This window comes from Nocardia sp. NPDC049707 (assembly GCF_040674855.1).
Lineage (GTDB): Bacteria > Actinomycetota > Actinomycetes > Mycobacteriales > Mycobacteriaceae > Nocardia.
In genome coordinates this window covers 34,767-57,710 of sequence record NZ_JBFANN010000040.1, presented here as the reverse complement: position 1 = coordinate 57,710, position 22,944 = coordinate 34,767, and the positions used below count along the sequence as shown (strand labels likewise).

At 65.5% G+C, this 22,944-nt stretch carries 22 protein-coding genes and 3 tRNA genes; 11 read left to right on the top strand and 14 right to left on the bottom strand.

The window, feature by feature from the left end:
- Positions 1-124: 124 nt before the first annotated feature.
- Positions 125-733, bottom strand: coding sequence for a bacterial proteasome activator family protein (locus tag AB0J29_RS28480; protein WP_364792845.1), 609 nt, complete (start codon positions 731-733; stop codon positions 125-127).
- Positions 734-961: 228 nt separating this feature from the next.
- On the opposite strand from AB0J29_RS28480, the gene AB0J29_RS28475 reads away from it, so the two are divergent.
- Positions 962-2,164: a cysteine desulfurase-like protein gene (locus AB0J29_RS28475; RefSeq protein ID WP_364497554.1), complete on the top strand. Its 1,203-nt coding sequence runs from the start codon at positions 962-964 to the stop codon at positions 2,162-2,164.
- Positions 2,165-2,404: 240 nt separating this feature from the next.
- Here the strand turns inward: AB0J29_RS28475 and AB0J29_RS28470 are convergent, their stop codons facing one another.
- Complete coding sequence (locus AB0J29_RS28470) at positions 2,405-2,935, bottom strand: nuclear transport factor 2 family protein (RefSeq protein WP_364792842.1); 531 nt, start codon at positions 2,933-2,935, stop codon at positions 2,405-2,407.
- Between the two features lie 505 nt (positions 2,936-3,440).
- Here AB0J29_RS28470 and AB0J29_RS28465 point away from each other — a divergent pair.
- On the top strand, positions 3,441-3,686 hold the full coding sequence (locus tag AB0J29_RS28465; protein ID WP_364792839.1) for a hypothetical protein: 246 nt from the start codon (positions 3,441-3,443) through the stop codon (positions 3,684-3,686).
- Between the two features lie 585 nt (positions 3,687-4,271).
- On the opposite strand, the gene AB0J29_RS28460 is transcribed toward AB0J29_RS28465, so the two are convergent.
- The gene (locus AB0J29_RS28460; protein WP_364792836.1) at positions 4,272-4,898 is read right to left on the bottom strand and encodes an NAD(P)H-binding protein; all 627 of its coding nucleotides are present in this window, start codon (positions 4,896-4,898) and stop codon (positions 4,272-4,274) included.
- A 132-nt stretch (positions 4,899-5,030) separates the two neighbouring features.
- Here AB0J29_RS28460 and AB0J29_RS28455 point away from each other — a divergent pair, with 132 nt between their 5' ends.
- Both AB0J29_RS28455 and AB0J29_RS28450 read left to right on the top strand, forming a co-directional pair.
- Complete coding sequence (locus AB0J29_RS28455) at positions 5,031-5,798, top strand: SDR family NAD(P)-dependent oxidoreductase (protein WP_364792833.1); 768 nt, start codon at positions 5,031-5,033, stop codon at positions 5,796-5,798.
- Between the two features lie 114 nt (positions 5,799-5,912).
- The gene (locus tag AB0J29_RS28450; RefSeq protein WP_364792830.1) at positions 5,913-6,506 is read left to right on the top strand and encodes a TetR/AcrR family transcriptional regulator; all 594 of its coding nucleotides are present in this window, start codon (positions 5,913-5,915) and stop codon (positions 6,504-6,506) included.
- Positions 6,507-7,001: 495 nt separating this feature from the next.
- Here the strand turns inward: AB0J29_RS28450 and AB0J29_RS28445 are convergent.
- From AB0J29_RS28445 to AB0J29_RS28435, 3 genes are all read right to left on the bottom strand, one after another.
- Positions 7,002-7,086: transfer RNA gene (locus AB0J29_RS28445), tRNA-Ser, on the bottom strand.
- Between the two features lie 44 nt (positions 7,087-7,130).
- On the bottom strand, positions 7,131-7,538 hold the full coding sequence (locus tag AB0J29_RS28440; RefSeq protein WP_364792902.1) for a MarR family transcriptional regulator: 408 nt from the start codon (positions 7,536-7,538) through the stop codon (positions 7,131-7,133).
- 498 nt (positions 7,539-8,036) lie between these two features.
- Positions 8,037-9,212, bottom strand: coding sequence for a lactate 2-monooxygenase (locus AB0J29_RS28435; protein WP_364792827.1), 1,176 nt, complete (start codon positions 9,210-9,212; stop codon positions 8,037-8,039).
- A 76-nt stretch (positions 9,213-9,288) separates the two neighbouring features.
- On the opposite strand from AB0J29_RS28435, the gene AB0J29_RS28430 reads away from it, so the two are divergent.
- Both AB0J29_RS28430 and AB0J29_RS28425 read left to right on the top strand, forming a co-directional pair.
- Positions 9,289-10,290 (top strand): NAD(P)H-quinone oxidoreductase, encoded by a 1,002-nt coding sequence (locus tag AB0J29_RS28430; RefSeq protein WP_364792824.1) that lies wholly within the window; start codon positions 9,289-9,291, stop codon positions 10,288-10,290.
- An 821-nt stretch (positions 10,291-11,111) separates the two neighbouring features.
- The gene (locus AB0J29_RS28425; RefSeq protein ID WP_364792821.1) at positions 11,112-11,591 is read left to right on the top strand and encodes a hypothetical protein; all 480 of its coding nucleotides are present in this window, start codon (positions 11,112-11,114) and stop codon (positions 11,589-11,591) included.
- A gap of 398 nt (positions 11,592-11,989) precedes the next feature.
- Here AB0J29_RS28425 and AB0J29_RS28420 read toward each other — a convergent pair whose 3' ends face one another.
- From AB0J29_RS28420 to AB0J29_RS28405, 4 genes are all read right to left on the bottom strand, one after another.
- Positions 11,990-12,316: a hypothetical protein gene (locus AB0J29_RS28420; RefSeq protein ID WP_364792818.1), complete on the bottom strand. Its 327-nt coding sequence runs from the start codon at positions 12,314-12,316 to the stop codon at positions 11,990-11,992.
- Positions 12,317-12,414: 98 nt separating this feature from the next.
- Positions 12,415-12,487 (bottom strand) — tRNA-Arg (locus AB0J29_RS28415).
- 39 nt (positions 12,488-12,526) lie between these two features.
- Positions 12,527-12,616, bottom strand: a tRNA-Ser gene (locus AB0J29_RS28410).
- Between the two features lie 91 nt (positions 12,617-12,707).
- Positions 12,708-13,448: a dienelactone hydrolase family protein gene (locus tag AB0J29_RS28405; RefSeq protein ID WP_364792815.1), complete on the bottom strand. Its 741-nt coding sequence runs from the start codon at positions 13,446-13,448 to the stop codon at positions 12,708-12,710.
- Between the two features lie 97 nt (positions 13,449-13,545).
- On the opposite strand from AB0J29_RS28405, the gene hisC reads away from it, so the two are divergent.
- Complete coding sequence (gene hisC / locus AB0J29_RS28400) at positions 13,546-14,628, top strand: histidinol-phosphate transaminase (RefSeq protein ID WP_364792812.1); 1,083 nt, start codon at positions 13,546-13,548, stop codon at positions 14,626-14,628.
- Here hisC and AB0J29_RS28395 read toward each other — a convergent pair.
- A complete protein-coding gene (locus AB0J29_RS28395; protein WP_364792809.1) occupies positions 14,625-15,689 on the bottom strand; it encodes an alpha/beta hydrolase family protein in 1,065 nt (354 codons plus the stop codon). The genes hisC and AB0J29_RS28395 overlap by 4 nt on opposite strands.
- 716 nt (positions 15,690-16,405) lie before the next feature.
- Between AB0J29_RS28395 and AB0J29_RS28390 the strand changes: the two genes are divergently transcribed.
- From AB0J29_RS28390 to AB0J29_RS28375, 4 genes are all read left to right on the top strand, one after another.
- On the top strand, positions 16,406-17,479 hold the full coding sequence (locus tag AB0J29_RS28390) for a nitric oxide synthase oxygenase (protein ID WP_364792806.1): 1,074 nt from the start codon (positions 16,406-16,408) through the stop codon (positions 17,477-17,479).
- 46 nt (positions 17,480-17,525) lie between these two features.
- Entirely contained in the window at positions 17,526-17,849 is a 324-nt protein-coding gene (locus AB0J29_RS28385) for a hypothetical protein (protein WP_364792803.1), read from the top strand.
- 2 nt (positions 17,850-17,851) lie between these two features.
- Entirely contained in the window at positions 17,852-18,469 is a 618-nt protein-coding gene (locus AB0J29_RS28380; RefSeq protein ID WP_364792800.1) for a hypothetical protein, read from the top strand.
- Positions 18,470-18,779: 310 nt separating this feature from the next.
- Complete coding sequence (locus AB0J29_RS28375) at positions 18,780-19,838, top strand: NAD-dependent epimerase/dehydratase family protein (protein WP_364792797.1); 1,059 nt, start codon at positions 18,780-18,782, stop codon at positions 19,836-19,838.
- A 1-nt stretch (position 19,839) separates the two neighbouring features.
- Here AB0J29_RS28375 and AB0J29_RS28370 read toward each other — a convergent pair whose 3' ends face one another.
- The 3 genes from AB0J29_RS28370 to AB0J29_RS28360 are packed head-to-tail and all read right to left on the bottom strand — an operon-like array spanning position 19,840 to position 22,879.
- A complete protein-coding gene (locus tag AB0J29_RS28370; protein WP_364792794.1) occupies positions 19,840-20,865 on the bottom strand; it encodes a HAMP domain-containing sensor histidine kinase in 1,026 nt (341 codons plus the stop codon).
- Positions 20,858-21,553: a response regulator transcription factor gene (locus AB0J29_RS28365; RefSeq protein WP_364792790.1), complete on the bottom strand. Its 696-nt coding sequence runs from the start codon at positions 21,551-21,553 to the stop codon at positions 20,858-20,860. The genes AB0J29_RS28370 and AB0J29_RS28365 overlap by 8 nt, the downstream gene beginning before the upstream one ends.
- A 3-nt stretch (positions 21,554-21,556) precedes the next feature.
- Positions 21,557-22,879, bottom strand: a complete 1,323-nt coding sequence (locus AB0J29_RS28360) for a hypothetical protein (RefSeq protein ID WP_364792899.1) — start codon at positions 22,877-22,879, stop codon at positions 21,557-21,559.
- Positions 22,880-22,944 lie beyond the last annotated feature (65 nt).

The window sequence follows — 22,944 nt, the reverse complement described above, 5'->3', positions numbered from 1 at the left end:
CGACACTACCCTCGCGAATCCCCGCGGCGTGAGCGGCAGGGCCCGGAGGCGGTGGCGGAGTGTAACCACTTGGGCCCCGCGAATCAGACACTGCCGTCCCGGCCGGCACTCGACTCGGATCTACTCAGAGATATTGTCCGGAGCCGCCGGTCGCCGGGTTCCACTGGCTCGCGCGCGGGTCGGCCGCGTGGATGCCGGGCGGCAGCGCGCCCTGACGCATCTGTTCCAGCTGCGCCCGTGCCGCCATCTGCTGGGCGAACAGCGCCGTCTGGATGCCGTGGAAAAGACCTTCCAACCAGCCGACGAGCTGGGCCTGAGCAATGCGCAGTTCGGCATCGGAGGGCACCGCGTCATCGGTGAACGGCAGCGTCAGCCGCTCGAGTTCCTCGCGCAATTCCGGCGCAAGACCCTGTTCGAGTTCGCGTACCGAGGATTTGTGGATCTCGCGCAGCCGGGTCCGGCTCGCATCATCCAACGGAGCGGCGCGGACCTCTTCCAGCAATTGTTTGATCATGGTCCCGATGCGCATGACCTTCGCGGGCTGCTCGACCATATCGGCGAGCGATTCCTCGACGTCATCCTTGTTGTCCGCATTGTCGGATTTCTTGTCGCCGTCGGAAACGACCTGCGCGGTAAAGGGCGTGTCCGAGCCGGACTCGACGGGAATGGCCAGCGGCCTGCCGTCGGGCCCGATCACGACAATGGATTCAGCGGCTCCATCCGATTGCGTCATGGTCCCTATCATGTCGCGTCCGGCGCGAACGCGCTAAGCCGGTGGCCTTCGATCAGGTCACTGGGCCGGTGCCGCGGCGCTGAGGTGGCGTCTATTCTGTTCGGGTCGTGTGGTTCGGATTTGCTGAAAGTCGGTTGCCATGCTGAGTTCCAGTTCACTGCACCCCCGCCCGCCGGTGAGAGGGAACGCGGTTACGCCGGCTCGCCCGCTGCCCTTAGAGTGGCCAACATGACTTACGACGTCGCGAGGGTTCGGGGCCTGCTACCGTCCCTGGGCGACGGCTGGATCCATCTCGACCCGCAGGGCGGAATGCTGGTCCCGGATTCGGTATCTCGTGCCGTATCAACAGGTTTCCGAACCTCTTCGTTTTCCCATATCGGCCGCAATGGTGCTGCCGTTCGCAGTGCCGCGATTCTGGATGCGGCGCGCGAGGCCGTCGCGGATCTCGTCGGCGGTGATCCGGCGGGCGTCGTACTCGGACCGGACCGTGCGGTTTTGTTGGCCTGGTTGGCGGAGTCACTGAGTTCGCGGCTCGGTCTCGGCACCGGGATCGTGCTGTCGCGATTGGATGATGAGGCGAACGTTGCGCCGTGGTTGCGGATCGCGAATCGCTACGGCGCGCATGTGCGCTGGGCCGAGGTCGAGATCGAGACCTGTGAGATGCCGTCGTGGCAGTTCGAGGAATTGATCGGCCCGACCGCCCGGCTGGTCGCGCTGACCGCCGCATCGCCGATCGTCGGTTCGGCGCCCGCGGTGCGGGTCGCGGCGGATCGGGTGCATGAGGTGGGTGGTCTGCTCGTCGCCGATTGCTTCGGCGCCGCGCCGTATGCCCTCATCGATATCGATGAACTGAATGCCGATGTGGTCGCGTTGAGCGCGCCCGCGTGGGGTGGTCCGCAGATCGGTGCGCTGGTCTTCCGCGATCCGGCCTTCTTGGACCGGATTCCGTCGATGTCGTTGAATCCCTACGCGAAGGGCGCCGAACGCCTCGAGGTCGGCGGCCATCAATACGCCCTGCTCGCCGGCCTGACCACCTCCATCGACTTCCTCGCTGGTCTGGACGAGCGCGCCCGTGGCACCCGCCGCCAGCGCCTGGAAATCTCCATCACCTCGCTGCAGGACTACCACGATCAACTCTTCGAGCACCTGATGGATGTGCTCGACAAAATCTCCAATCTGACCGTCATCGGCCGCGCCTCGACCCGCATCCCCACCGTCAGCTTCACCATGGCGGGCATGCAGGCCGAAAAGGTGGCCGCCAAACTCGCCGACGCCCGCATCGGCACCCTCAGCGGCGTCCACGGCGGCAGCCGTCTGTTGGACGCGCTCGGCGTCAATGACGAAGGCGGGGCCGTCACCGTCGGCTTGGCCCCGTACACAACGAAATTCGAGATCGATCAGCTCGGTCGGGCGCTGGCCGCACTGGAGTGACCGCGGGCGCCGCATCGCGGTGCACGGCGTCGATATCGCTTCGGCTGGAGGTGCACCTATTCCGGGTCGTCTACAACACGATCAGGCCGCACCAGGCGATCGACGACCGAGTGCCCAGCGCAGCCTCTACCGGCTGTGCACAGCGGAAAACCGCTCGATAAGCGGTATGAGCGGACCTTTGTTCGCAGCGGTGATGGGTGCCGTTGCGTCATTCGATATCGGCGACTGGCGCTTCGCAGGTCACATCAACCTCGCAGTAGCCTTGCGCCACAGGGCGCGGAAGCGATCGATCACACTGGCCATGACCATCTGAAACACGCCTTTGCCACCCTGAGCAGGCGAGTCTTTCTCGGACGCGAACCAGACTTGAAAGTTCGCCGGGTTGATCGGAAGCGAGATATGTTCGTGCGTAATCGACCACTTGCCGTTCGATCGTCGAAGGCAAACCGTCTCTCGCACCCATATCGACAACTCGATGCCGCCCTTGTGCTTTCCTGAATCCAGATGAAGCATATTGGCGAACGCGACGTCGTCACTTGTGACGATGGTCAGGTCGTGCGTTTCCAGGCCGATAGGGCCGTTGTAGCCGTCGAACCATCGCACGAAGTTGCGGCGTACTTCGTCGGTTCCCGTAAACCGGAGAGGGGCAACGGCATCGTAATAGACGATGTCGGGAGAATAGAACGACATGAGTCGATCGATGTCCTTCGACCGCTGGGCGTCGGTGCGGCTCTCCAAGAATGCTCTGATCTCGTGCTCATTCGAAGTCATCGTGTCTCCATTCGAGAATCCCGACCGCAACGGCTTCCTGGCGGCGGTCCCTGTAGTTTCAGTAGCCCGACGACACAGCCAGGATGAATGTGAGGTGCCACGACAGCAACCACGAGACTCAGCGTCGGATCGCGCCGTGCACAATGTGCTCACAGTGAGCAGGGTGCACAGCAGATCCTCGTCGTCGAGCCGATGTGAATCGACGCCTTCGAGTTCGGCAATCACATGTCGGCCGAGGAATTCCCCGACGGGACGTGAAATCGCGGCTGCTGCCGGTCTTCAGATGCCCGACCTCCGACAGTGCCGACGAGGATCAATGCCTCGGCACCGCCCCTATCCCGGCAAGTAGGGAGTCCACACATCGAATCTCGGCCCCGCAGCAGATGAATAGGGATATCCCGACTACCCCTAGGTCGTCGATGTCGGCGACGCGAGCGCGCACGGTCGTCGGAGGTCCGGACCGCTGCGAGCCACGTTCGGTAGCAGCTGTGGCTAACCTCATCCCATGACCGACCAAACCTTGCACCCCATATGGAAACTCGACCTTGCCGAGGAAGGCGTGATATTTGATGAGCCCACGTTCTCGGTGCGCGACAACAAGTCCGGGGAGTCCATCGGCCTCCTGGGCATGGAGTGGTTCCTCGGTAGGCTCACGACTTCTACAACGCAGACGGTCCTGTACGACGTCCGGGTTCGCGCCGCGAAGCCGCCGACTGTCGGCAGGTGGTCCAAGGACGCAGAGCTGGGGTAGAACGCTGGCTGGGATGGTGTCCTCGGGCAGCGGCGATACCCAACTGCCCGTGCCGGAGACATCGCGCGGGAGACGCGTTTAGCTCGGCCGATTCGTCCGCCGAAATCACCTTGGTGGCAGGCGGTTTCGGCGCAGGCGAAGTGTTCGTCTTGCCGTCGATTCCGGTGACCGGGTTCAGGTGCGACATTGGTCGCACCTGAAAGCTCGCGCCGGACAGTCATTTCGCTGATTCCCGACGCTGGCGTGTGCGGCGCGGTGGGTGCGCATCTGGGCGAATACTCGAGTGATTGATTGGACATGCCCCGTACATCGATGCCCACCCGACATGCACCCGTGCCGATCCTCGAGGCGCTGCCTACGATCGGCACTGTGTGCCCGTATCACCAACGCTCGAAATGAACGTCGGTTGAATCGGGACCCGGCTGGTTCGGGGCAGCGCTGATCCAATCTCGGTCGGCCGGCGCCTGATATCTATCCGGCCGATCGCGCCGGGCTCACGGTGGTGAGCCGGCGCGAACTGCTTCGGTTGCCGCGAGCATGGTCAAGCTGCGGCCCGCCTACCTCGAACAGTCGCCATCCGCGCGGCTATCCGCCGATTTCGACGCGCTGCCGATAGGTGGACGGCTCTGCCAGATTTCGGACGATCCAATCCGCGACATTGGCCCGCACTGCCGTTCCTGCCTTGGCGAGGTGTCCGCCCACCGACAGCTGATACGTGGGAGTCGGCTCGCCGTCCACGAGCATCGGCACGCGCACGATTGTCCAGTCCAGCCCGGAGTCGGCCACCACCGTCTCCATTCGGGCCAGGTCGGCGTGGATTTCACCGTAGACGCGTGCTGCCACCAAATGGGTGACCTGGCGTTGGAGGAACGGTAGGTGGTCGGTGGACAGACCTGCCGACGACATGACGATCAGCCGACGCGTCCCAGCGTTCTGCGCCGCAGCGACGATGTTGCCGAGGCCGTCGGAGAACAGTGTCGTGCGACCGCGACCGAGCACGCCAAGTGCCACCGCGACCGCGTTCTGCCCCGCCATGGCTGTCGCCAGATCGGCCGGATTGTGGACATCGCCGCGCACTGTGTTCACACCAGGCCGGGTGGTCACCCGACTCGGATCGCGAGCCAGCCCTGTGACCGTGTGGCCATCCTGCAGTGCTCGATCAACCAGCAAGCCCCCCGTGCGACCCGCGGCTCCTACCACCAGAACGTTCATGTGCTTGCCTCTTCGTTGCCCTGCACGGTCGGGTGACCGGCGTCGAAAATTTATTCAATCAGATAGTGTGTATGAATAATAGCTCGGCGGACGTGCTTCGGCGCCGAACACTGACGAACTCAGGGAGAACTCATGGGCGCGCAATATCCGGATCTGAAGGGGCGCGTGGTGGTGGTGACCGGCGGCTCACGCGGTATCGGGGCCGCCGCGGGCCGCGAGTTCGCTCGACAGGGAGCAAGGGTCGCGGTGATCGGCCGGGACGAGGCGGCGCTCGCCGCGGTGGTCGGTGACATCGAGCAGGACGGCGGCACGGCACTGGCGGTGCCGGCCGACTGCACCGAAGAGGACGCGCTCGCCGCGGCCGCCACCACCATCACGAGCGCCTGGCAACAGCCCGCATCTGTATTGCTCGCCTTCGCGGGCGGTGACGGCCGACCGACACCAACGATCGACCTGGAGCCGCAGCGTTGGCGCGCGACGTTGGCAGACAACCTCACCGCGACCTTCCTGACCGTGCAGGCATTCCTGCGGCCCATGGTCGATGAGGGGCGCGGTTCGATTGTCACCATGGCCTCCACGGCAGGGCGGTTGCCCGGCGGGGCAAGTGCGGCTTACGGGGCAGCCAAGGCAGGCGTTTTGATGTTCACCCGACAGCTGGCCTTGGAGGTGGCCAGTTCCCAGGTCCGGGTCAACTGCCTCGCCCCCGGCGCGGTTCGCACCGAACGGACGGCCGTGCAAATGTCGGCTGATGTCCAGCGGCGGGTCGCAGCGGCACACCCGCTCGGTCGCCTCGGCGAGCCGGCCGACGTGGCGCAGGCCGCGCTCTTCCTTGCATCGGACGCGTCCTCATGGATTACTGGTCAGACGATCGATATCAGTGGCGGCCGGGTGATGATGTAGCGTTCTTCGCTGGTCGATGCCCCGATCGGGGAGGCGATCGATCGGATGCGGTGTCAGCGATACTGCTCGCAAGCCCGCCCGCTCGGCGACCGGCCGAGCAGGTGAGAGGTACGGATGAGCCCAAGGCCATACAACATGGGTCGTCGACGCGAATTGGTGGACGAGACCCGCGCCCGCATCCTCGCAGCCACCCGCGATCTACTGGTCACCAAAGGGATGGTCGCCATAGATGCGATCGCTCGCCAGGCTGATGTCTCGCGTGCCACCGTGTACTACCAGTTCGGTACCAAGATCGGCTTGTTGGAGGCGCTGTGTGACGAGCTGGCCGAGGGCGGGGGCATGCAGCGGATCGCCGAGGCATTCGGTCAGCCCGACGCACGTAGGTCCCTTCATATGTTTGTCGAGGTCATGGCCGACTTCTGGGCGTTCGATCGGGAATGCACACGCCGCCTGCGTGGGCTCGCCGCCCTGGACCCTGATGTCGGCGAGGTCGTCGCGGGACGCGCCGCCCGGCGTCGCGCCGCCGCCACAGCTATCGCTACCCGGCTCGACGCCGGGCCGCTCTTCGCTCCCACCCTGTACACATTGACCAGCTTCGAGGTCTTCGATTCCATGGCGGCAGACCGTCCCATCCCCGAAGCCGCCACAGCCATACGGGCGCTCCTCGATGCCGCCTTGGCGATTCCGCCATCGCCGTCGACGTGTTGAGGCCGGCGGTATCGAAGCGCACATCCCTTCCAGCGCAATCGGTAGTGTGCGCGTTCAGGTGACCTGTGGCGTGGCAGCACTGTCGTTTGTCGGGCTTCGGCAGTCACGCTCAGTGGATGACGGTGACCAGGGCGTCGGTGACCGAACACCAGACCACTCCGACTTCCAAGAATCCCGCCGTCCGGCAGCGGGAGTCACGCGAACGCGCCTGAGCCTTCCTCACAGCAAAAACATGTCGCCATCGAGCCGAATCTTGCGACCGACATAGCAGGTTCATTCAATGATCAGCTGCTGCTGGACGATTGATCGCGATGCAACCAGGCCACGCCCGCATCGCCCAACTCCGCCCCAACCGGGGATCGAGAGATACACCCTCAGAAGGTAATGCGAGGTCCGGGCCTTTCGCACACCATGATCAACGGCGCTCAGCACCTGGTTCCTGTTGACCGCTGGCCGGACAGAGCTCGAAAACCCTGCCCGCCCTGTGGTTTCCTGCGGAGACGGAGGGATTTGAACCCCCGGTCGCTCTCGCGACGCTCGCTTTCAAGGCGAGTGCATTCGGCCGCTCTGCCACGTCTCCAGGCCAACGAGCGTACCCGGCGCCGTGCGCCGGCTGCCGAGGGGTCAGTCGGTATTGCCGATCTCGTCGTCGACACGGGCGAAGACCTCGCCGACCACCGCGAGTTGTTCCGGATTCAGTAGGTCGATGAAGTTGCGGCGGACCGCTTCGACGTGACCGGGGGCGGCGGCCTCCAGCCGACGCAGACCTTCCTCGGTGAGTTCGGCGAGTACGCCGCGGCCGTCCTCGAGACAGGTATTGCGGCGGACCATCCGCTGGATCTCCAAGCGGCGGATCTGATGGGTGAGTCGGCTCCGCGAGGACAGCACGCCGTCGGCCAGTTCGCTCATGCGCAGTGAGCGGGCGGGGGCCTCGGAGAGCAGGACGAGGATCCGGTATTCGGCGAGGGTGAGGTCGGAATCGCGTTGCAGTTGACGGTTGAGTACCGTGGCCAAGCGTTGGTTACCGTCCATATAAGCCCGCCAGGCACGCTGCTGCGACGACGAGAGCCACTTCGGTTCGACGGGCGCGTGACTGTTCGGTTCGGCTTGCACGGGTCCATTCTAAGCCCGCTTGAACAGGGCAAACCCTGCCCTAGCGGGCACCAAAGACCTGGACAAACGATCATTCAACCCCGCGAAACTTGCGCCGGGCTCGGCATGCGGGCGAACCTGCGCGCGGTCGTTGAAACGCGGATCTGTGCAGGTTCCGAGGCCGGAGCTGGAAGGCTCAGCGGGCTGTCGCGATCCGCGAAAAGACCTACCCTGGGCTCGCAACCCGACGACTGAGCGAGCTGACACGTGATTGCCACGCGGATCTGGGCAGGTTCCGAAGCCGACAGCAGAGGCTCAGCGGGCCGTCGCGATCAGAAGACCTTGCCTCGGACTCGGCGTGCAATCCGATACTGAGCGAACCAGCGCGCGATCATTGCAATACCGAACGACGCAAGTTCCAAGGCCGGAACCCGAGGCTCAGCGGGCTGTCGCGATCAGTGCGCGGCCGAGCGCGGCCGGGCTCGCGCATCCGGACAGGCCCATCACGGAGTCGAAGTCCGCGAGCAGGACGCGCAGCGCGTGACGCACCCCAGCTCGGCCTCCGATGCCGAGACCGTACGCCCACGGGCGGCCGTAGAGCACCGCCTTCGCGCCGAGTGCCAGCGCTGTGACCATGTCCGAGCCCGTGCGGATGCCGGAGTCGAACAGCACGTCCGCGCGGTCGCCGACGGTGGCGACCACGGCGGGGAGGGCATCGAGTGCGGCGATGGCGCCGTCGACCTGGCGGCCGCCGTGGTTGCTGACGACCACCGCGTCGGCGCCCGCGTCGACCACTTGGCGGGCGTCGTCCGGATGCAGGATGCCCTTGACCGCGATCGGTAGATCGGTCCACTCCCGGAGGCGGGCGAGGTCGGCGGGCCGCAGGGCGTGGTTGCCGAACAGGTCGCTCCAGGTGAGGATCGCGGCCCGCATCGCATCCGCACTCTCTTCAGGTGGCGCGGGAAGCTTCGCGCGGAAGACCGGATCCGACAGATAGTTGGTGATGCCCTTGCCGTGCAGGAACGGCAGATGTGCGAACTCCAGATCGCGGGGTCGCCAGCCGAGACTCGGGGTGTCGACGGTGACGACAATGGCCGACGCACCCGCCCGCACCGCGCGCTCGACGAAGGATCTGGCCAGCTCGTTATCGGCGGGCCAGTACAGCTGATACCACCAGCTACCGGCCGCCGCGCCGACATCCTCGATGGTGGACGAGGCCAGCGTCGAGAGCACGGTACCGATGCCGAGTTCCTTCGTAACCTCCGCGACGATCACCTCGCCGCCCTCATGCAGCAGCTCCAGCACCCCGATCGGCGCGGTCAGCACCGGCGCGGCCAGTCGCGTCCCGAGCACCTCCACCGACAGATCGCGCGCGCCCGGCCCCGAAGTGCCACGCAACATCCGGGGCATGATCCGGTACCGGTCGAATGCGGACCGATTGACTGCCGCCGTGCGCTCCGCCGACGCGCTCCCCGCCACATAGGCGAAGGCTTCGCTACCCAGCAACTCGCGCGCCCGCTCTTCCAAACCCGCAGCCGTCAACGGCAATTCGGGGACCGCACCACCCAGTCCCGCCAGGTAGATCTCGTTCTGGAAGTCGACAAAGCTGCCCACGTCAGAAACGCTAGTCCGCCGCCCCCATCCCCGCAGGCAGCTCGCCATATTGTTGCCCACGAGGCAGGATGGGACGGTGCGCGCTATCAAGCTGAACGGGTTCGGGGGACCCGAGGTGATGGAGTGGGTCGAGACGGCGGATCCGGTGCCAGGGCATGGGGAGGTGCTGATCGAGGTTGCCGCGGCGGGGGTGAATCGCGCGGATCTGCTGCAGCGGCGGGGGTTCTATCCGCCGCCGCCCGGGGCCAGTGAGGTCATGGGGTTGGAGTGTTCGGGCGTCATCGCCGAGGTCGGTGCTGGGGTGCGGGATTGGCATGTCGGCGATCGGGTGTGCGCGCTGCTGTCCGGGGGCGGGTATGCGGAGCAGGTTGTCGTCGCCGCGACGCAGGTGCTGCCGGTGCCCGACGGACTCGACCTCGGTGCGGCGGCCGCGCTGCCCGAGGCGGCTGCGACGGTCTGGTCGAATCTCGCGATGACCGCCGGGCTGCACGTGGGGCAGTTGGTGCTGATTCATGGCGGCGGCAGCGGAATCGGTACGCACGCCATTCAAGTCGCGGTGAGCCAGGGTGCGCGTGTGGCGGTTACCGCGGGCTCGGCGCAGAAGCTGAAGCGGTGCCGCGAGTTGGGCGCGAGCGTACTGATCAACTACCGCGAGGACGACTTCGTGGCCGCGATCCGCGCCGAGGACGGTGCGGGCGGTCCCGGCGCCGACATCATTCTCGACATCATGGGTGCGGCCTACCTGTCCCGAAACGTCGAGGCGCTGGCACCGCACGGCCGCCTCGTGGTGATCGGCATGCAGGGCGGCGTCAGCGCGGAGCTGAATCTCGCTGCGCTGCTGTCGAAATGGGGCACGATCCACGCCAATAATGTCCGCAACCGCCCCGCCACCGGCCCCGAAAGCAAGGCCACCATCATCGCCGAGCTGAACCGCCGCATCTGGCCCTTGATCGCCGACGGCACCATCGCCCCGGTCATCCACGCCGAACTCCCCATCACCGAAGCCGCCGAGGCCCACCGCCTCCTGGACTCCTCCGAAACCTTCGGCAAGGTACTTCTGAACATCCACGATGCCTGACCCGGTCGTTCAGAACTAGCCGCCTGGTGGTGGATGCGACTCGAATCTGGTTGGCATGGAACGGGTTTCCTGCAACAGACCGATGCCGGCACTCGACCGCCGCTGCGCGTCGAACTGGCGGCTCGGATGATGTATGCAGCTCTGCTGGCCACCCGGGTGGGGCAACACGAAGGCGTCGGACGCGCTTTCGGCGTTCGCGGCCGGAGGTGGCGAACGGCTGGTCTACATCGGAGAGCCGAAGGGCGGAAAGACCGGCGATGACGCGTTTTTCGATGGCTCGCAGCGCGCTGGGAGCTGAAATCCGAAGATACGCAGTTTGTTTCGTGGTGGAATCTGGCCGACCGCGTGCAGTGGTGGATCCGATGCTGACCTGACCCGACTGGATGAAGCGGTCCGGTCGTCGGCGACTGCGTCTGTTGGCTAGTCGTAAATCTGGGTGGTCTTGCAGCAGGGTTCCGGTGGCCTGGTCGTTTCATGTAAAAAGCGGGCCTGAGCTGTGCATACCCGCCGCGCTACTGCTCGGCGGACTTGGCCGTTCGAGGCGTGCGACGGCCTAGAGGCGGGCTGGCAGACCACCGCATTACGAGATCGCGCGACCAGTCACGATGTATCGGCGGAAGTGGTGTAGTTCGGGGAGTGAAGATGCTCGGCTGTCGTCATCGTTGGCGTCGTGGATGTCGTCATGAACCGCCGGGGTGACCGGGCCGCGAGGCACCGGCAGCCAGCCCGACCAGGCACGATGCTGTGGTAGGGACAGCCAGGTCGGCGACCGCATCATCGACACCCGGTCCGCCATAGCGGTCTACAGTGGGAGGGGGGCATTGATCGTCGTGAACGACGACACCGGAATCGACACCGAGAGGGGCCTTCAAATGGTAAATCTCTCCGAGCAGTTCAATGACCTGTCCAAGCGCGCGAAGAAGACCGAAGACGTTATCGACGCCGCCGCAGCGAAAAACCGGACACGGCTGCAGAAACAGCGGGACACGATGACAGCCGCCATGAAGTCCCACCGCGCCAAGGCCGACCAGAAGATCGCGAAGGCACAGTCGGATGTCCAGTCGAGGGGGCAGGAGCTGCGCACCGCAGTTGACAGCCACTTCGCCACTGTCCGTACCAAGGTCGCAGAGCACAAAGCCGAACATGACCGCCGGAGCGCAGAACGCTATGCCGAGAACGCCGAGAACGACGCCACGGTCGCGGTCGATTTCGCGCTCTACGCGCTCGACCAGGCCGACTACGCCATCGTCGAGGCTGCCATCGCCCGCGCGGACGCCGACGAGTTCGCGGCCCACAGCTGACCACGCGGGGTGGCGTAGCCATCGACCGACGGCTCAGGGCCGAAACTGCACTGAATACGGATGAATTGGAACTGATCCAGCGGGTCGCGGGCATCTCGGTGGCCTACTTGCGCACCGGCAGGCACGAAAAGCCCCGCCCAGCCTTGGGTTCACGCCGTCGTCACGACACTCTCGATTGAGAGGCGACCGTGTCGTTTTCGAGGATGTGGCCCGGTTCGGTGACCACCTGATCGGGTTGGTCGGTGCTGGGGTGGCGGTGGCCGAAGCTGCTGCGGTGGAAGTTGCTGTGGTGTCGGGGATTACGCAGGCGCGGTTCCCGCTACGAATCGAACCCATAGCGCACCGGCTTTCCTTGCGCTATGGACCCGAATCAGGAGATATCTCGCGATTTCCCCTGGTTACGATGCGGCGCCGCAGACGCGATTGAGTTCGTCGGTGTAGGGGTTGAGATCGGTGATGTTCTCATCGATCAGCGCGTCGGCGTAGGCGGTGATGGCAGCCTTCTCCTCGCCCTGGGCGAACTCAGCCGGGACCCTCAGTCGGTCGGAGAGATTTGTCGCTATCTCGACGTCCAGGTTTCCGCCGCTCACATCGATCGCGGCGTTGACCAGGTTGACGGCCCTGGCGCAGGGAATGGACTGGGCGTGTGCGGGTGCGGCGGGCAGAAGGATTAACGCGGCGGCTGCTGCAGAAACCGCAGCGGTGTAGGCCGTCGACTTGGCCATGATTCCTCCCGGAGAGACATGCGATGCCACAGATCTGGCATGGCTCGAACAAACAGGCCTGGTTGAGCAATAATGCTCGACCAGACCTGTAGTTCCTGTGCGCCCGAAGGGATTCGAACCCCTAACCTTCTGATCCGTAGTCAGATGCTCTATCCGTTGAGCTACGGGCGCATGCCTGTGTTCAGTTGTACAACCCGGCGAACCGGGGTGTGGCGGAGGCGAGAGGATTTGAACCTCCGGTCCCCGTGAAGGGACAACTCATTAGCAGTGAGTCCCATTCGGCCGCTCTGGCACGCCTCCTGGAGCCTTCTCTTCGAGGGCACCGGTCCTTTCGAACCGCCGAACAGGAAGGTTACAGTAGCCGACGTCCAGATCGCAAAACGCCAGGTAATCACCGAAGATTGCTGTCGAACCAATCGAAAATCCGGGCCTGGGAATCGACGAGATCGAAGTCTTCGTCGCCGCCGGATCGGTAGGCGCGGTAGTGCAGGCCGGGATAGGTCACCACGAGGCTGGCGACCGCGGCGCGGGCGGCGGCGTCCCGGAGTTGATCGACTTGGGCGGGCGGGGTGTCCGGGTCTTCGGCGCTGAAGAGTCCGAGCCATGGCGCCTGCAGATTCGGGGCCGCGCGGATGAGGGCGTCGGCTTCGTCGGTGAGCGGTTCGACGATGCCGGATGCGGCGACACTGACCGCGGCGCCGACGGGGCGATTGGTCGCCACCAGGAAGGCGGCGGTGCCCGCGTGGTCGAAGCCGAGCACGCCGATGCAGTCCGGGAAGACGCCGCGGCGGGTGAGCCAGTCGAAGCAGGCGTCGAAATCGTCGAAGAGTTCATCTCCGAAAACCTCCTGCGCCGGCTCGCTGCTGCTGCGATGGAACAAGTTGGGCGTCACCACCATCCAGCCTTCGGATGCCAGGGCTTTCATCAGTTCCAGCAATGACCCGGTGAACTCCCGGGCTTCGTGCAGCACCACGATGCCGCCCCGCGCATTGCCCTCCGGCTCCGCCACCGTGATGGGCACCAGGGCGCTGGCGATCCGATGCCGATTGTCGGTTGATTCTTGTGCGTCCGAACCGGAAATAATGTCGTCGCGACTACGTAGCGGCGCAATATCGTCGTAAATGCCCGACATGGAACCAGCGTAGGTGGATCCGCTGATCTGCGCGAGAAATTGCACGTGAGCGGCCCTGTCGACCCGATTTTCCGGTACCGGGCCTATGGTTGAAACTGTGACAGCGCACATCCGGCCGGACCTCGATTCGATCCCGGCGTACGTCCCCGGCCGCAACCATCCTGGCGCGGTCAAGCTCGCCAGCAACGAGACCACCTTCGGTCCGCTCCCGGCCGCCGCCAAGGCCATCGCCGAGGCCGCGGAACTGGCGAACCGCTACCCGGACAATCAGGCCACCGAGCTGCGCGCGGCCATTGCGGACTTCCTCGGCGTCTCGTCCGTGAATGTCGCGGTCGGCTGTGGCAGCGTCGCGCTGTGCCAGGAACTGGTGCAGATCACCTGTGCTGCCCCGACCGACGAGGTGCTGTTCGCTTGGCGCTCCTTCGAGGCGTATCCGATCGTCACCCAGGTCGGCAATGCGACCGCCGTGCGGGTACCGCTCACCCCGGAGCACGTGCACGATCTGGACGCGATGGCCGCCGCGGTCACCGAGCACACCAAGTTGATCTTCGTCTGCAATCCGAACAACCCGACCGGCACCGCGCTCGGCGAGGCCGAGCTGGTCCGCTTCCTGGACGCGATCCCGGAGCGCGTGCTGATCGTGCTGGACGAGGCCTATTTCGAATACCTGCGGCTCACCCCAGGGCAACGCCCGAATGGTGTCGAACTCGGGCGTGATCGGCCCAATGTCGTTGTGCTGCGGACCTTCTCCAAGGCGTACGGTCTGGCGGGACTGCGTGCCGGTTATGCGGTCGGCGATCCGGCGGTGATCACCGCGCTGATGAAGGTGCACATTCCGTTCAGCGTGAACCGGGTTGCCCAGGCCGCCGCGATCGCCTCGCTGGAGGCGCGGCACGAACTGCTCGATCGCACCGATACGCTCGTCGCCGAACGCGATCGGGTGCGCGCGGAACTGCTCGCCGTGGGCTACGAAGTGCCGCCGAGCGAGTCGAACTTCCTGTGGCTGCCGCTTGGCCCGCGCAGCGCCGAATACGGCGAGCTGAGCGCGGAGGCCGGGGTGCTGCTGCGGCCGTACGGCACCGATGGCGTGCGGGTGACCATCGGTGATTCGCACGAGAACGAACAGTTCCTGCGGTTCGCGACCGATCCGGATGTGTCGGCGCGCTTCGGAATCGGCTAGACGCCCAACGCCCCGGAGATCGTCGGCCAGGACAGACCCAACTCGTCGGCCCAGTACGGCCACGAATGCGTCCCGGTTGCCCGGAAATTCGCGGTCAACGGAATCTCGAGCTCGGTGAGCCGATCGGCCAGCCTGCGGCTGCAGGCATTGGTCGCGGCCTCCAGCGGACCGCCGAATCCGATGGTGCTGACCACATCCGGGTTGTTCGGGGTGTCGTATTTGCCGGGTAGTCCGCTACCGACCGACAGATAGATCGCCTTGCCGCGCAACGCTTCCGCGTGCAGCAGCACGTCATGGTCCAGCCAGGCGGGATTGTGCTGATCGCCGAACATATTGTCCGGTCCGCCGCGGTAGGTCGCGATGACCGCGCGGGCCTGTGCCTGTCCGAGATCGGTTCCCATCGAGAAACATCCGCTGTGCGCGGCAATCGCGGTGTACAGCTTCGGCTGCCGGAAAGCCAGCATCATCGCGGCCTCGGCGCCCATGGAGACGCCCATGACGGCATTGCGTCCGTTGCCGTTGAACTTCGCATCGATCAGCGGCGGCAGTTCCTTCGTCAGGAAGGTTTCCCACATGTTGGTGCCGAGCACCGGATCCGGGTGCTGCCAGTCGGCGTAGAAGCTGGCCGGTCCGCCGACCGTCAGCACCACGTTCACGTCTTTATCTTCGAAGAACTTGTCCGCGTGCCCGAGCTCGGTCCAGTTATTGCTCTCTGCCTCGGCACTGCGCCCGTCGAGCATGTAGACGGTCGGTCGCGGATGGTCCTGCGTACGCGGCAGTAACACCTGCACCTCGACGGCGCGACTCATCGCGGGTGAATTCACCCAGACCCGCAGCCACCGGTCGTTGACGGGCACGATCCGATCGATCGAAGCGTGCGTCACGCCGGGCACGGTCGGCTCCGCGGGCGAGGGACCATCCGCCGATCCGGTATTCGGGCGGGGCTGATCGCCAGGCGCGGCTAGCACCTGGGGTGGGCCGAATCCCGCCGCACCGGCAATCAGTGCGACGCTGACTATGGCGCTGGAGACCCAACGCCGCACCTCGCGCCGAGACAGCATGCGGACCATCCTGCCAGAAATGCCAAGGTGGACGTGCAGCCATGACCATGCCGGTCGGTATGTGATGTAGGCCACCAAGTCTGGCTACTTTGTGGCAAGGGCACTTGTCAGCTGTGTTCCGTTCCGGCGGAGCGCTGAATCGCCGCCCGCCATCGCCAGCGGACCGACCTCGGTCACGGTGTCGAATTCGGCCGTTGTCCACCAACAACTTTCGGGTGGGTGTTGTCGATCGCAACGTACAGGTCGGTCTGGTTCAAGTGGGCCGGTGAACAGTTGCGAGCGACTGTCCACGGGTAGGCAGATTACGAACAGGCATTATGTCGAATTCGAGCACACGGTCAGCACACCGGTCTTACCCTTCGGTGCGGGCGTTTTCAGGCGTCGATTGGGGCGAGCATGATCACGGACAGCACACGGCAGCAGCCAGGTAGTGCTGCCATGTGCGCGCCCGGCAACCCGACAGCCTGCCCCACTGCGCTTGCGGAATCGTCTGCCCGATCCGGATTTCCCGCAACGCGGAGGCTACCGCGCGGACCTCCGCCGTGGCCCGGTGTCAGCCGCGCTCCGCGCGCGAATTCTCTGCTCGATCAATGCCTGTCTGTTCAGCCGCAGTATCTGATGTCCGACCGGAGAACACCGTGAATCAAGCGTCACCCGACGTATTGCTCGAAAGCGCCGCTGATACAAAGCCTTTCGGTCTCGATCCGAATAGACGGATGCGGGAGTGCGATGAGTTCTTCCGATCGCCCGAACTCGCGCATCTATCCGCGCACCGCCGCCGAACCGCATTGGAACAGCTCCAACAAACCGGCAGCTACGTGCAGACCGCCGAGGAGATCCTCGTCGGCGCCAAGCTCGCATGGCGCAACCACGCCCGCTGCGTCGGGCGAAAGCACTGGCGATCACTGAAATTGCTCGACGCACGGCGGGTGCGCTCGGCCCGCGATCTGGCCGAGGTCTGCTGGCAGCACCTGCATATGGCGACCAACGGCGGCGCCATCCAATCGATGATCACTGTCGGCCCACCACGTCAGGCCGATGGCCGCGAATTCCGGATCGTCAACCCACAGCTCATCCGCTATGCCGGTTATCGCAACGGCGACGGCACTGTCACCGGTGACCCCGCCAATATCGCGATCACCGAATTCGCTAGGAAGCTCGGCTGGCGCGGCGCGGGCACGCCCTTCGATATTCTGCCGGTGCTCATCAGCACACCGGACGAGTCGATCCGCTGGTTCGACGTCCCGCCCGAACTGGCCCGCGAGGTCGAACTCGAACATCCCGAATTGGACTGGTTCGCCGACCTCGGCCTGAAATGGCATGCGCTGCCGGCCGTTTCGAATATGAACCTGGAGATCGGCGGCATCACCTACCCGTTCGCGCCGTTCAACGGCTGGTACATGGGCGCCGAAATCGGCGCACGCAATCTCAGCGACACCACCCGGTACAACATGTTGCCGCTGATCGCCGACATGATGTGCCTGGATACCAGACACGAACGTTCACTGTGGCGCGATCAGGCCCTGGTCGAATTGAATCGCGCTGTGCTGTACAGCTTTCGGAAGGCTGGGGTGTACATCGTCGACCATCACACGGTCGCCAAACAGTTCTGCGACCATGTCGATCGGGAGCAGGCCGCGGGCCGCAAATGCCCGACCGATTGGAGCTGGATCAACCCGCCGATCTCGTCGGGCGTGACCCCGACCTTCCACCGTTACTACGACGAACCGGAGCCGGATCTGCGCCCGAATTTCGTGCGCAGGGACTTAGGTGACGAAGGTGATGTCTGATCTTCGTTCGGCAGCGGTAGTGCGGTCGATGGACGAGAATGAGGCCATGGCACGGCGTCCTATGGACTCGAAATGGGAAGCATTCGGTGCGCATCTCGCGGATGCGCCGGGGCGGCTGCCGGTCGAGGTGCGGCGGTCGATCCGAGCGCGGGCCTCGGGTGCGCAAGAGGCGGCCGGGGTCCCCGACGACCTGGCCGGCTTCGTCGAATTGGTCGCCGAACGCTCGTATCGGATCACCGAAAAGAACATTGCGACGCTGGCCGCGGCGGGCCGCGGCGACGACGAGATCTTCGAGGCCGCAGTCGTCGCGGCCTACGGTGCCGCCGACCGACGGCTGCGCGCCGCCCGCCGTTCTTGGGAGGAGCGGTAGAAATGTGGCTCGACGCGGTGGAATCCGGTCAAGAACTCCCGGCCCGAATCATGTTCGCGACCATGCGGCGGTTGGGCGGCGTCGAGGCGCCCGCGATCATGAAGGTCTGCTGCTACCGGCACCGCTACTTCGGCACCCCGATGTCGGACCTCATCCAGGACGCCATGCGCGGACCGTCGTGCTGGACCGTCGCCGAACGCGAAATCTTCGCGATCAGGACGTCCCAGTCCAATGAATGCCCCTTCTGCCAGTCCGCCCACCGTGGTATCGCGGGCGCCTATATGGCGGGCGATCTGGTCGACGAAGCCCTGGCCGACGGCGATAACTCGCCCCTGCGCCCCGAAGCCCGCGCCATGCTCGAATTCGTCGGCAAAATGGCCCGCGACCCCGACGGTCTCACGCCCGGCGACGCCGAGATGGTCCGCCAGGCCGGTGTCACCGCCGAGGCGTTCGACGAAGCCGTCTGGGTAGCCACCCTTTTCAATGTCATTACCCGAGTCATGAACACCGTCGGCGCCGAAGCGCTCGAAGCCGGCCAAGCGCAGGTCGGCGCCCGTTTCATCAAAGCTTTCGGTTACCGAACCCCACCGCCTGTGCGCTTCCTTTCCCGCGGCGCTTGAGCAAGGCGCGACGGAGTCCGCTCCCGGGATCGTCACTGGCGGTAGGTAACAGGCGCGTCCGCCCCGAAGTCTTTCGGGACTCGGGGGCGGTCCAGCGCTGCTTCTCGTGCTGTCGTCGGCCGTTGCGGGCATATCCGGTTCGCCGCGCTGACCGAAACGACACCGGTCCGGGATCGTGACAAAAGTCTGACGACCGGGCCGGGTTGCGGCGATTATTGCGGGATTGGCCGCAGAATCGGGGACATGACCTCGCAAAACAATGGAGTGGCTTGCGCGCGGGTGGCACACCGAAACCTGGGGTGGTGCTGATATGCGGGTGTTACTGACCGGTGCGGCCGGGTTTATCGGGGCGCGGGTGCATCAGGAGTTGATCGGTGCCGGACATGAGGTGGTGGCGGTCGATGTGATGTTGCCCGCGGCGCATGGGGTCGGTGCGGCTGTTCCCGAGCGGGTGCGGTTGGTTGATGTGCGGGATGCGGCGGCGCTGGATTCGGTATTGCGGGGGATCGATGTGGTTTGTCATCAGGCCGCGGTGGTGGGTGCGGGGGTGAGTGCGCAGGACGCGCCCGCTTATGCGAGCCACAATGACCTGGGGACCGCGGTCTTATTGGCGGCTATGCATCGGGCAGGGTGTCGGCGGTTGGTATTGGCTTCGTCGATGGTGGTTTATGGGGAGGGGCGGTATCGCGGGGTTCGGGCCGGGGCGGTCGAGGTCGGAGTGCGCAGGCGCGGGGATCTCGAGAATGGGATGTTCGAGCATCGGGATCCGGATTCGGATGAGGTGTTGAGTTGGGCGGCGGTGCCGGAGAATGCGCCGTTGCGGCCGCGGAGTCTTTATGCGGCGGCGAAAGTGGCCCAGGAGCACTATGCGGCCGCGTGGGCGGCGGTAACCGAGTCCGGGGTCATCGCATTGCGCTATCACAACGTCTATGGCCCCGATATGCCAAGGGATACACCCTATTCCGGAGTTGCCGCGATCTTCCGATCGGCGCTGGAGGCGGGTAAGCCGCCGCAGGTTTTCGAAGACGGACGGCAGGCACGGGATTTCGTGCACGTCAGCGATATCGCGGCGGCGAATCTCGCGGCGGTCGAATACGCGCACACCGGGTTCGTTCCGCTCAATATCGCCTCGGGACGTCCGATGACCATCGGCGCGGTTGCCAGCGCCTTGGCCGCGGCGCGCGGCGGTCCCGAACCGGTGATCACCGGACGCTACCGCCCCGGTGATGTGCGGCATATCGTCGCGAGTCCCGAACAGGCGCAACGCATTCTGGGATTCACCGCGCGGGTGGATCCACTCGAAGGTCTTGCCGGGTTCGCCTTCGCGCCGTTGCGCGCGGTCGCGGGGGCGGGTGCGCCGGTGGCGTAGCTCAGTGTCCGCTGAGTGGTAGCCGAACTTCGAAGCGGCAGCCATGCTCTCGATTCTCGGCGGTGATATCGCCGTGGTGTGCCTCGACCAGACCGGCCGCTATCGCGAGACCCATACCGCTCCCGGAGGACACCCCGTCGGACGCGACGGGGGAGCGGGCGGCGGTGCCGCGATAGGCGACTTCGAAGATTCGCGGCAAATCGGCCTCGGCGATGCCCGGACCGGTGTCGTCGACGCGCGCCCACGCCTGGCCGCCGGAGGTGCCCGCGGATATCGCGACCTGGCCGCCGGGCGGGGTGTGCGCGATGGCATTGGACACGAGGTTGGTCAGCACCCGGCCGAGGGCGCGATCGCTGGCCGCGACAACGATTTCGGAGTCGGGTAGTTCCGCGCGCAGCAGAACTTCGGCGCGTTCGGCATTCGGTCGGTTGGCGGCCAGCACCTCATCGATCAATTCGCGCAGATCGACCGGCTCCAGTTCCAGACGCAGCGTACCCGCGTTGATCTTCGACATCTCGAACAGATCGTCGACCATGACCGACAGCCGATCCGTTTCGCGCACAATCTGTTCCGCGTAGCGCGCCACGTCGGCGGTGCCGGTCACCACGCCGTCGGAAAGTCCCTCGGCCATCGCGCGGATACCGGCCAGCGGGGTCCGCAGATCGTGGCTCACCCAGGCGACGAGTTCGCGGCGCGAGCGCTCCGCGATCCGTTCCTGTTCACGGATCTGCTTCTCCCAGACCGTCTTTCGGGCCTGCTTTCGTCCGAGCAACAGGGCGGCGGGTATGGTGACCGCCGCGACCACCCCGAGCACGACGGCCGTGCGCTCGAGTTCGTCGGTGAACATCAACCCGCTGACCCCGATGATGCCCGCGAGCGTGGACAGCGTCGGGATCAGCACCAGCACCGCCATGCTCGTGGTCATGGAGCGATCGCTGGTGGCGCGCAGAATCGCGGTGCCGATGGCGACGATCGGAAGCGAACAGGCCAGCGTGTAGCCGATCAATTGGAGGGTGTTCTCAGCCACTGGATTCTCCATTCCGGCCCCAGATATAGCCGCGGCCCCACACCGTCTCGATCCGGTGCCGGTCCCCGAGTTTCGCCCGCAGACGCTTGATGTGCACGGTGACCGTGGACAGGTCGCCGAAATCCCAGCCCCACACCTTGGCCAGCAATTCCTCCCGGCTGAACACCTGGTGCGGGTGGCGCAACAGGAAGACGAGCAGATCGTATTCGCGCGCGGTCAGATCGACCGGCCTGCCGTCCACCAGCACCGACTGCGAATCCCGCCGCACCTCGACCGCGCCGTCGCGCAGCACCTCCGTGCTCGGCTGTCGCGTCGCCTGCGAACGTCGCAGCACCGACGCGACCCGCAACGCCAGCTCGCGGGCGCTGAACGGCTTGGTGACGTAGTCGTCGGCACCCGCCTCCAGCCCGAGTACCCGATCGTCCTCGTCGCCGAGCGCGGTGAGCAGGATGATCGGGGTGTCCGGGCGAGGGCCGGAACGCACCGCGCGGCAGATCTCGATGCCGTCGGGCGCGGGCATCATCACGTCGAGGACGGCCAGCTCGACGGGGTCGCCGGTGGGTTCGATGAGTTGCGCCAGGGTCGACGCGCCGTCCGCGGTTTCGACAACGGTCAGCCCGTCGCGTTCGAGATAGCGCCGCACCACATCACGGACCAGCGGGTCGTCGTCGGCGATCAGAATGCACATGGATTACCAATTCGTCAGGATCGTGTGGGCCAGTACGAGGGTGCCGAGCGCTTGTACGAACAGCCAGACTCGGGCGGTGGATCGCGGCAGAAACGCGGTCGCGGCAAGCAGCCAGACGTCGAACGGCAGCCAGATGCGTTCGGTCTCTGCCTTGCTCAGGCCACTGAGGTCCGCCACCAATATCGCGCATATCGCCGCCGCAACCAAGAGCGCGGTCGCATCGCCGGGTCTGCGTTGGTGCGCGAGCGCGCTCGGTAAACCGGCTGCCGTGGCCAGGCCGACGGCACAGACGGTGGCCGCGAGATTCGCCCAGACCCAGTACGCGTACGGCCGCTCGGCGGCGATGCCCTGGTAGTAGCGCTCGACCACCAGGTGATAGCCATCCAGCCACCAGAAACCGGCCAGCGTAAAGGCCACCACGATGATCAGCGCGCCGAATACGGCAGGCAGTAGCGGCCGGACGGTTCGGCCCACGATCAGGACCGCGACGGCGGGGAGAGCCATGATCACGAGGCCGTAGCTGAGGTATATGCCGAGCCCGAAGAGCACACCGGCGGCGACCGCGATCCACGGCCGCCGGATCGCGAGTGCGAGCAGCGCCACCGCCCATGCCGTGACACCGGCGAACATGGCGTCCGCTGAAACCGCGATCCAAATCGCGGCGGGCGCTATCGTCAAGAACGGCAATGCCTTTCGGGCCCGATCCTCGGCACCGAGTGCGCGCAACGCGACCGCGACCGCGACGATGGCGCTGGATCCGATCAGCAGACACGCCAGTCCCGCCCACGCTCCGCCGCGCAGGCCGATGCGATCGAGCAGGACGAAGAACAGCAGTGCGCCCGGTGGATGCCCGGAGACGTGGGTGGTCCAGGAATCCGGTTGGAAATCCGGAATGCGGCCGGCGAAACCGCGCAGCATGGCCGGGATATCACGGACGCCGGGGACCTCATGCAGATATTCGTGGGAGTCGGTGAGTCGTCCGGCGAAGCCGCGCTGCCAGCCGTCGATCATGGCCAAAGCGAAAGCCCAGGCCAGAGCGGTTATCCAGGACACGGCGAGCAGTCGTCGCCAGGGCAAAAGGTTGGCCATCGCGGGCCCGAACCGGATCACCGGTATCGCGATCGCGATGGCCGGTACCGAACCCCAGCCGACGTGCGTCAACCAATTGCCGAAAAGAGGGGCGGCACCCGCGTAGAGCTTGCTCCGCCACTGTTCGCTGGCGATTCGCGGAACCGCGAATGCGGCCAGGGTGAGTGCGGCGGCGATACCTGCTCCCAGATACTCGCCGCGTACCCGGCCGCGTGGCCGCGCCACGGCCTGCGTCACGTCATGCACGAAGCTCACGATAGGGCCGCAGCGCGGGTAAAACCGGTGCTCTAGCGCTTCTGCGC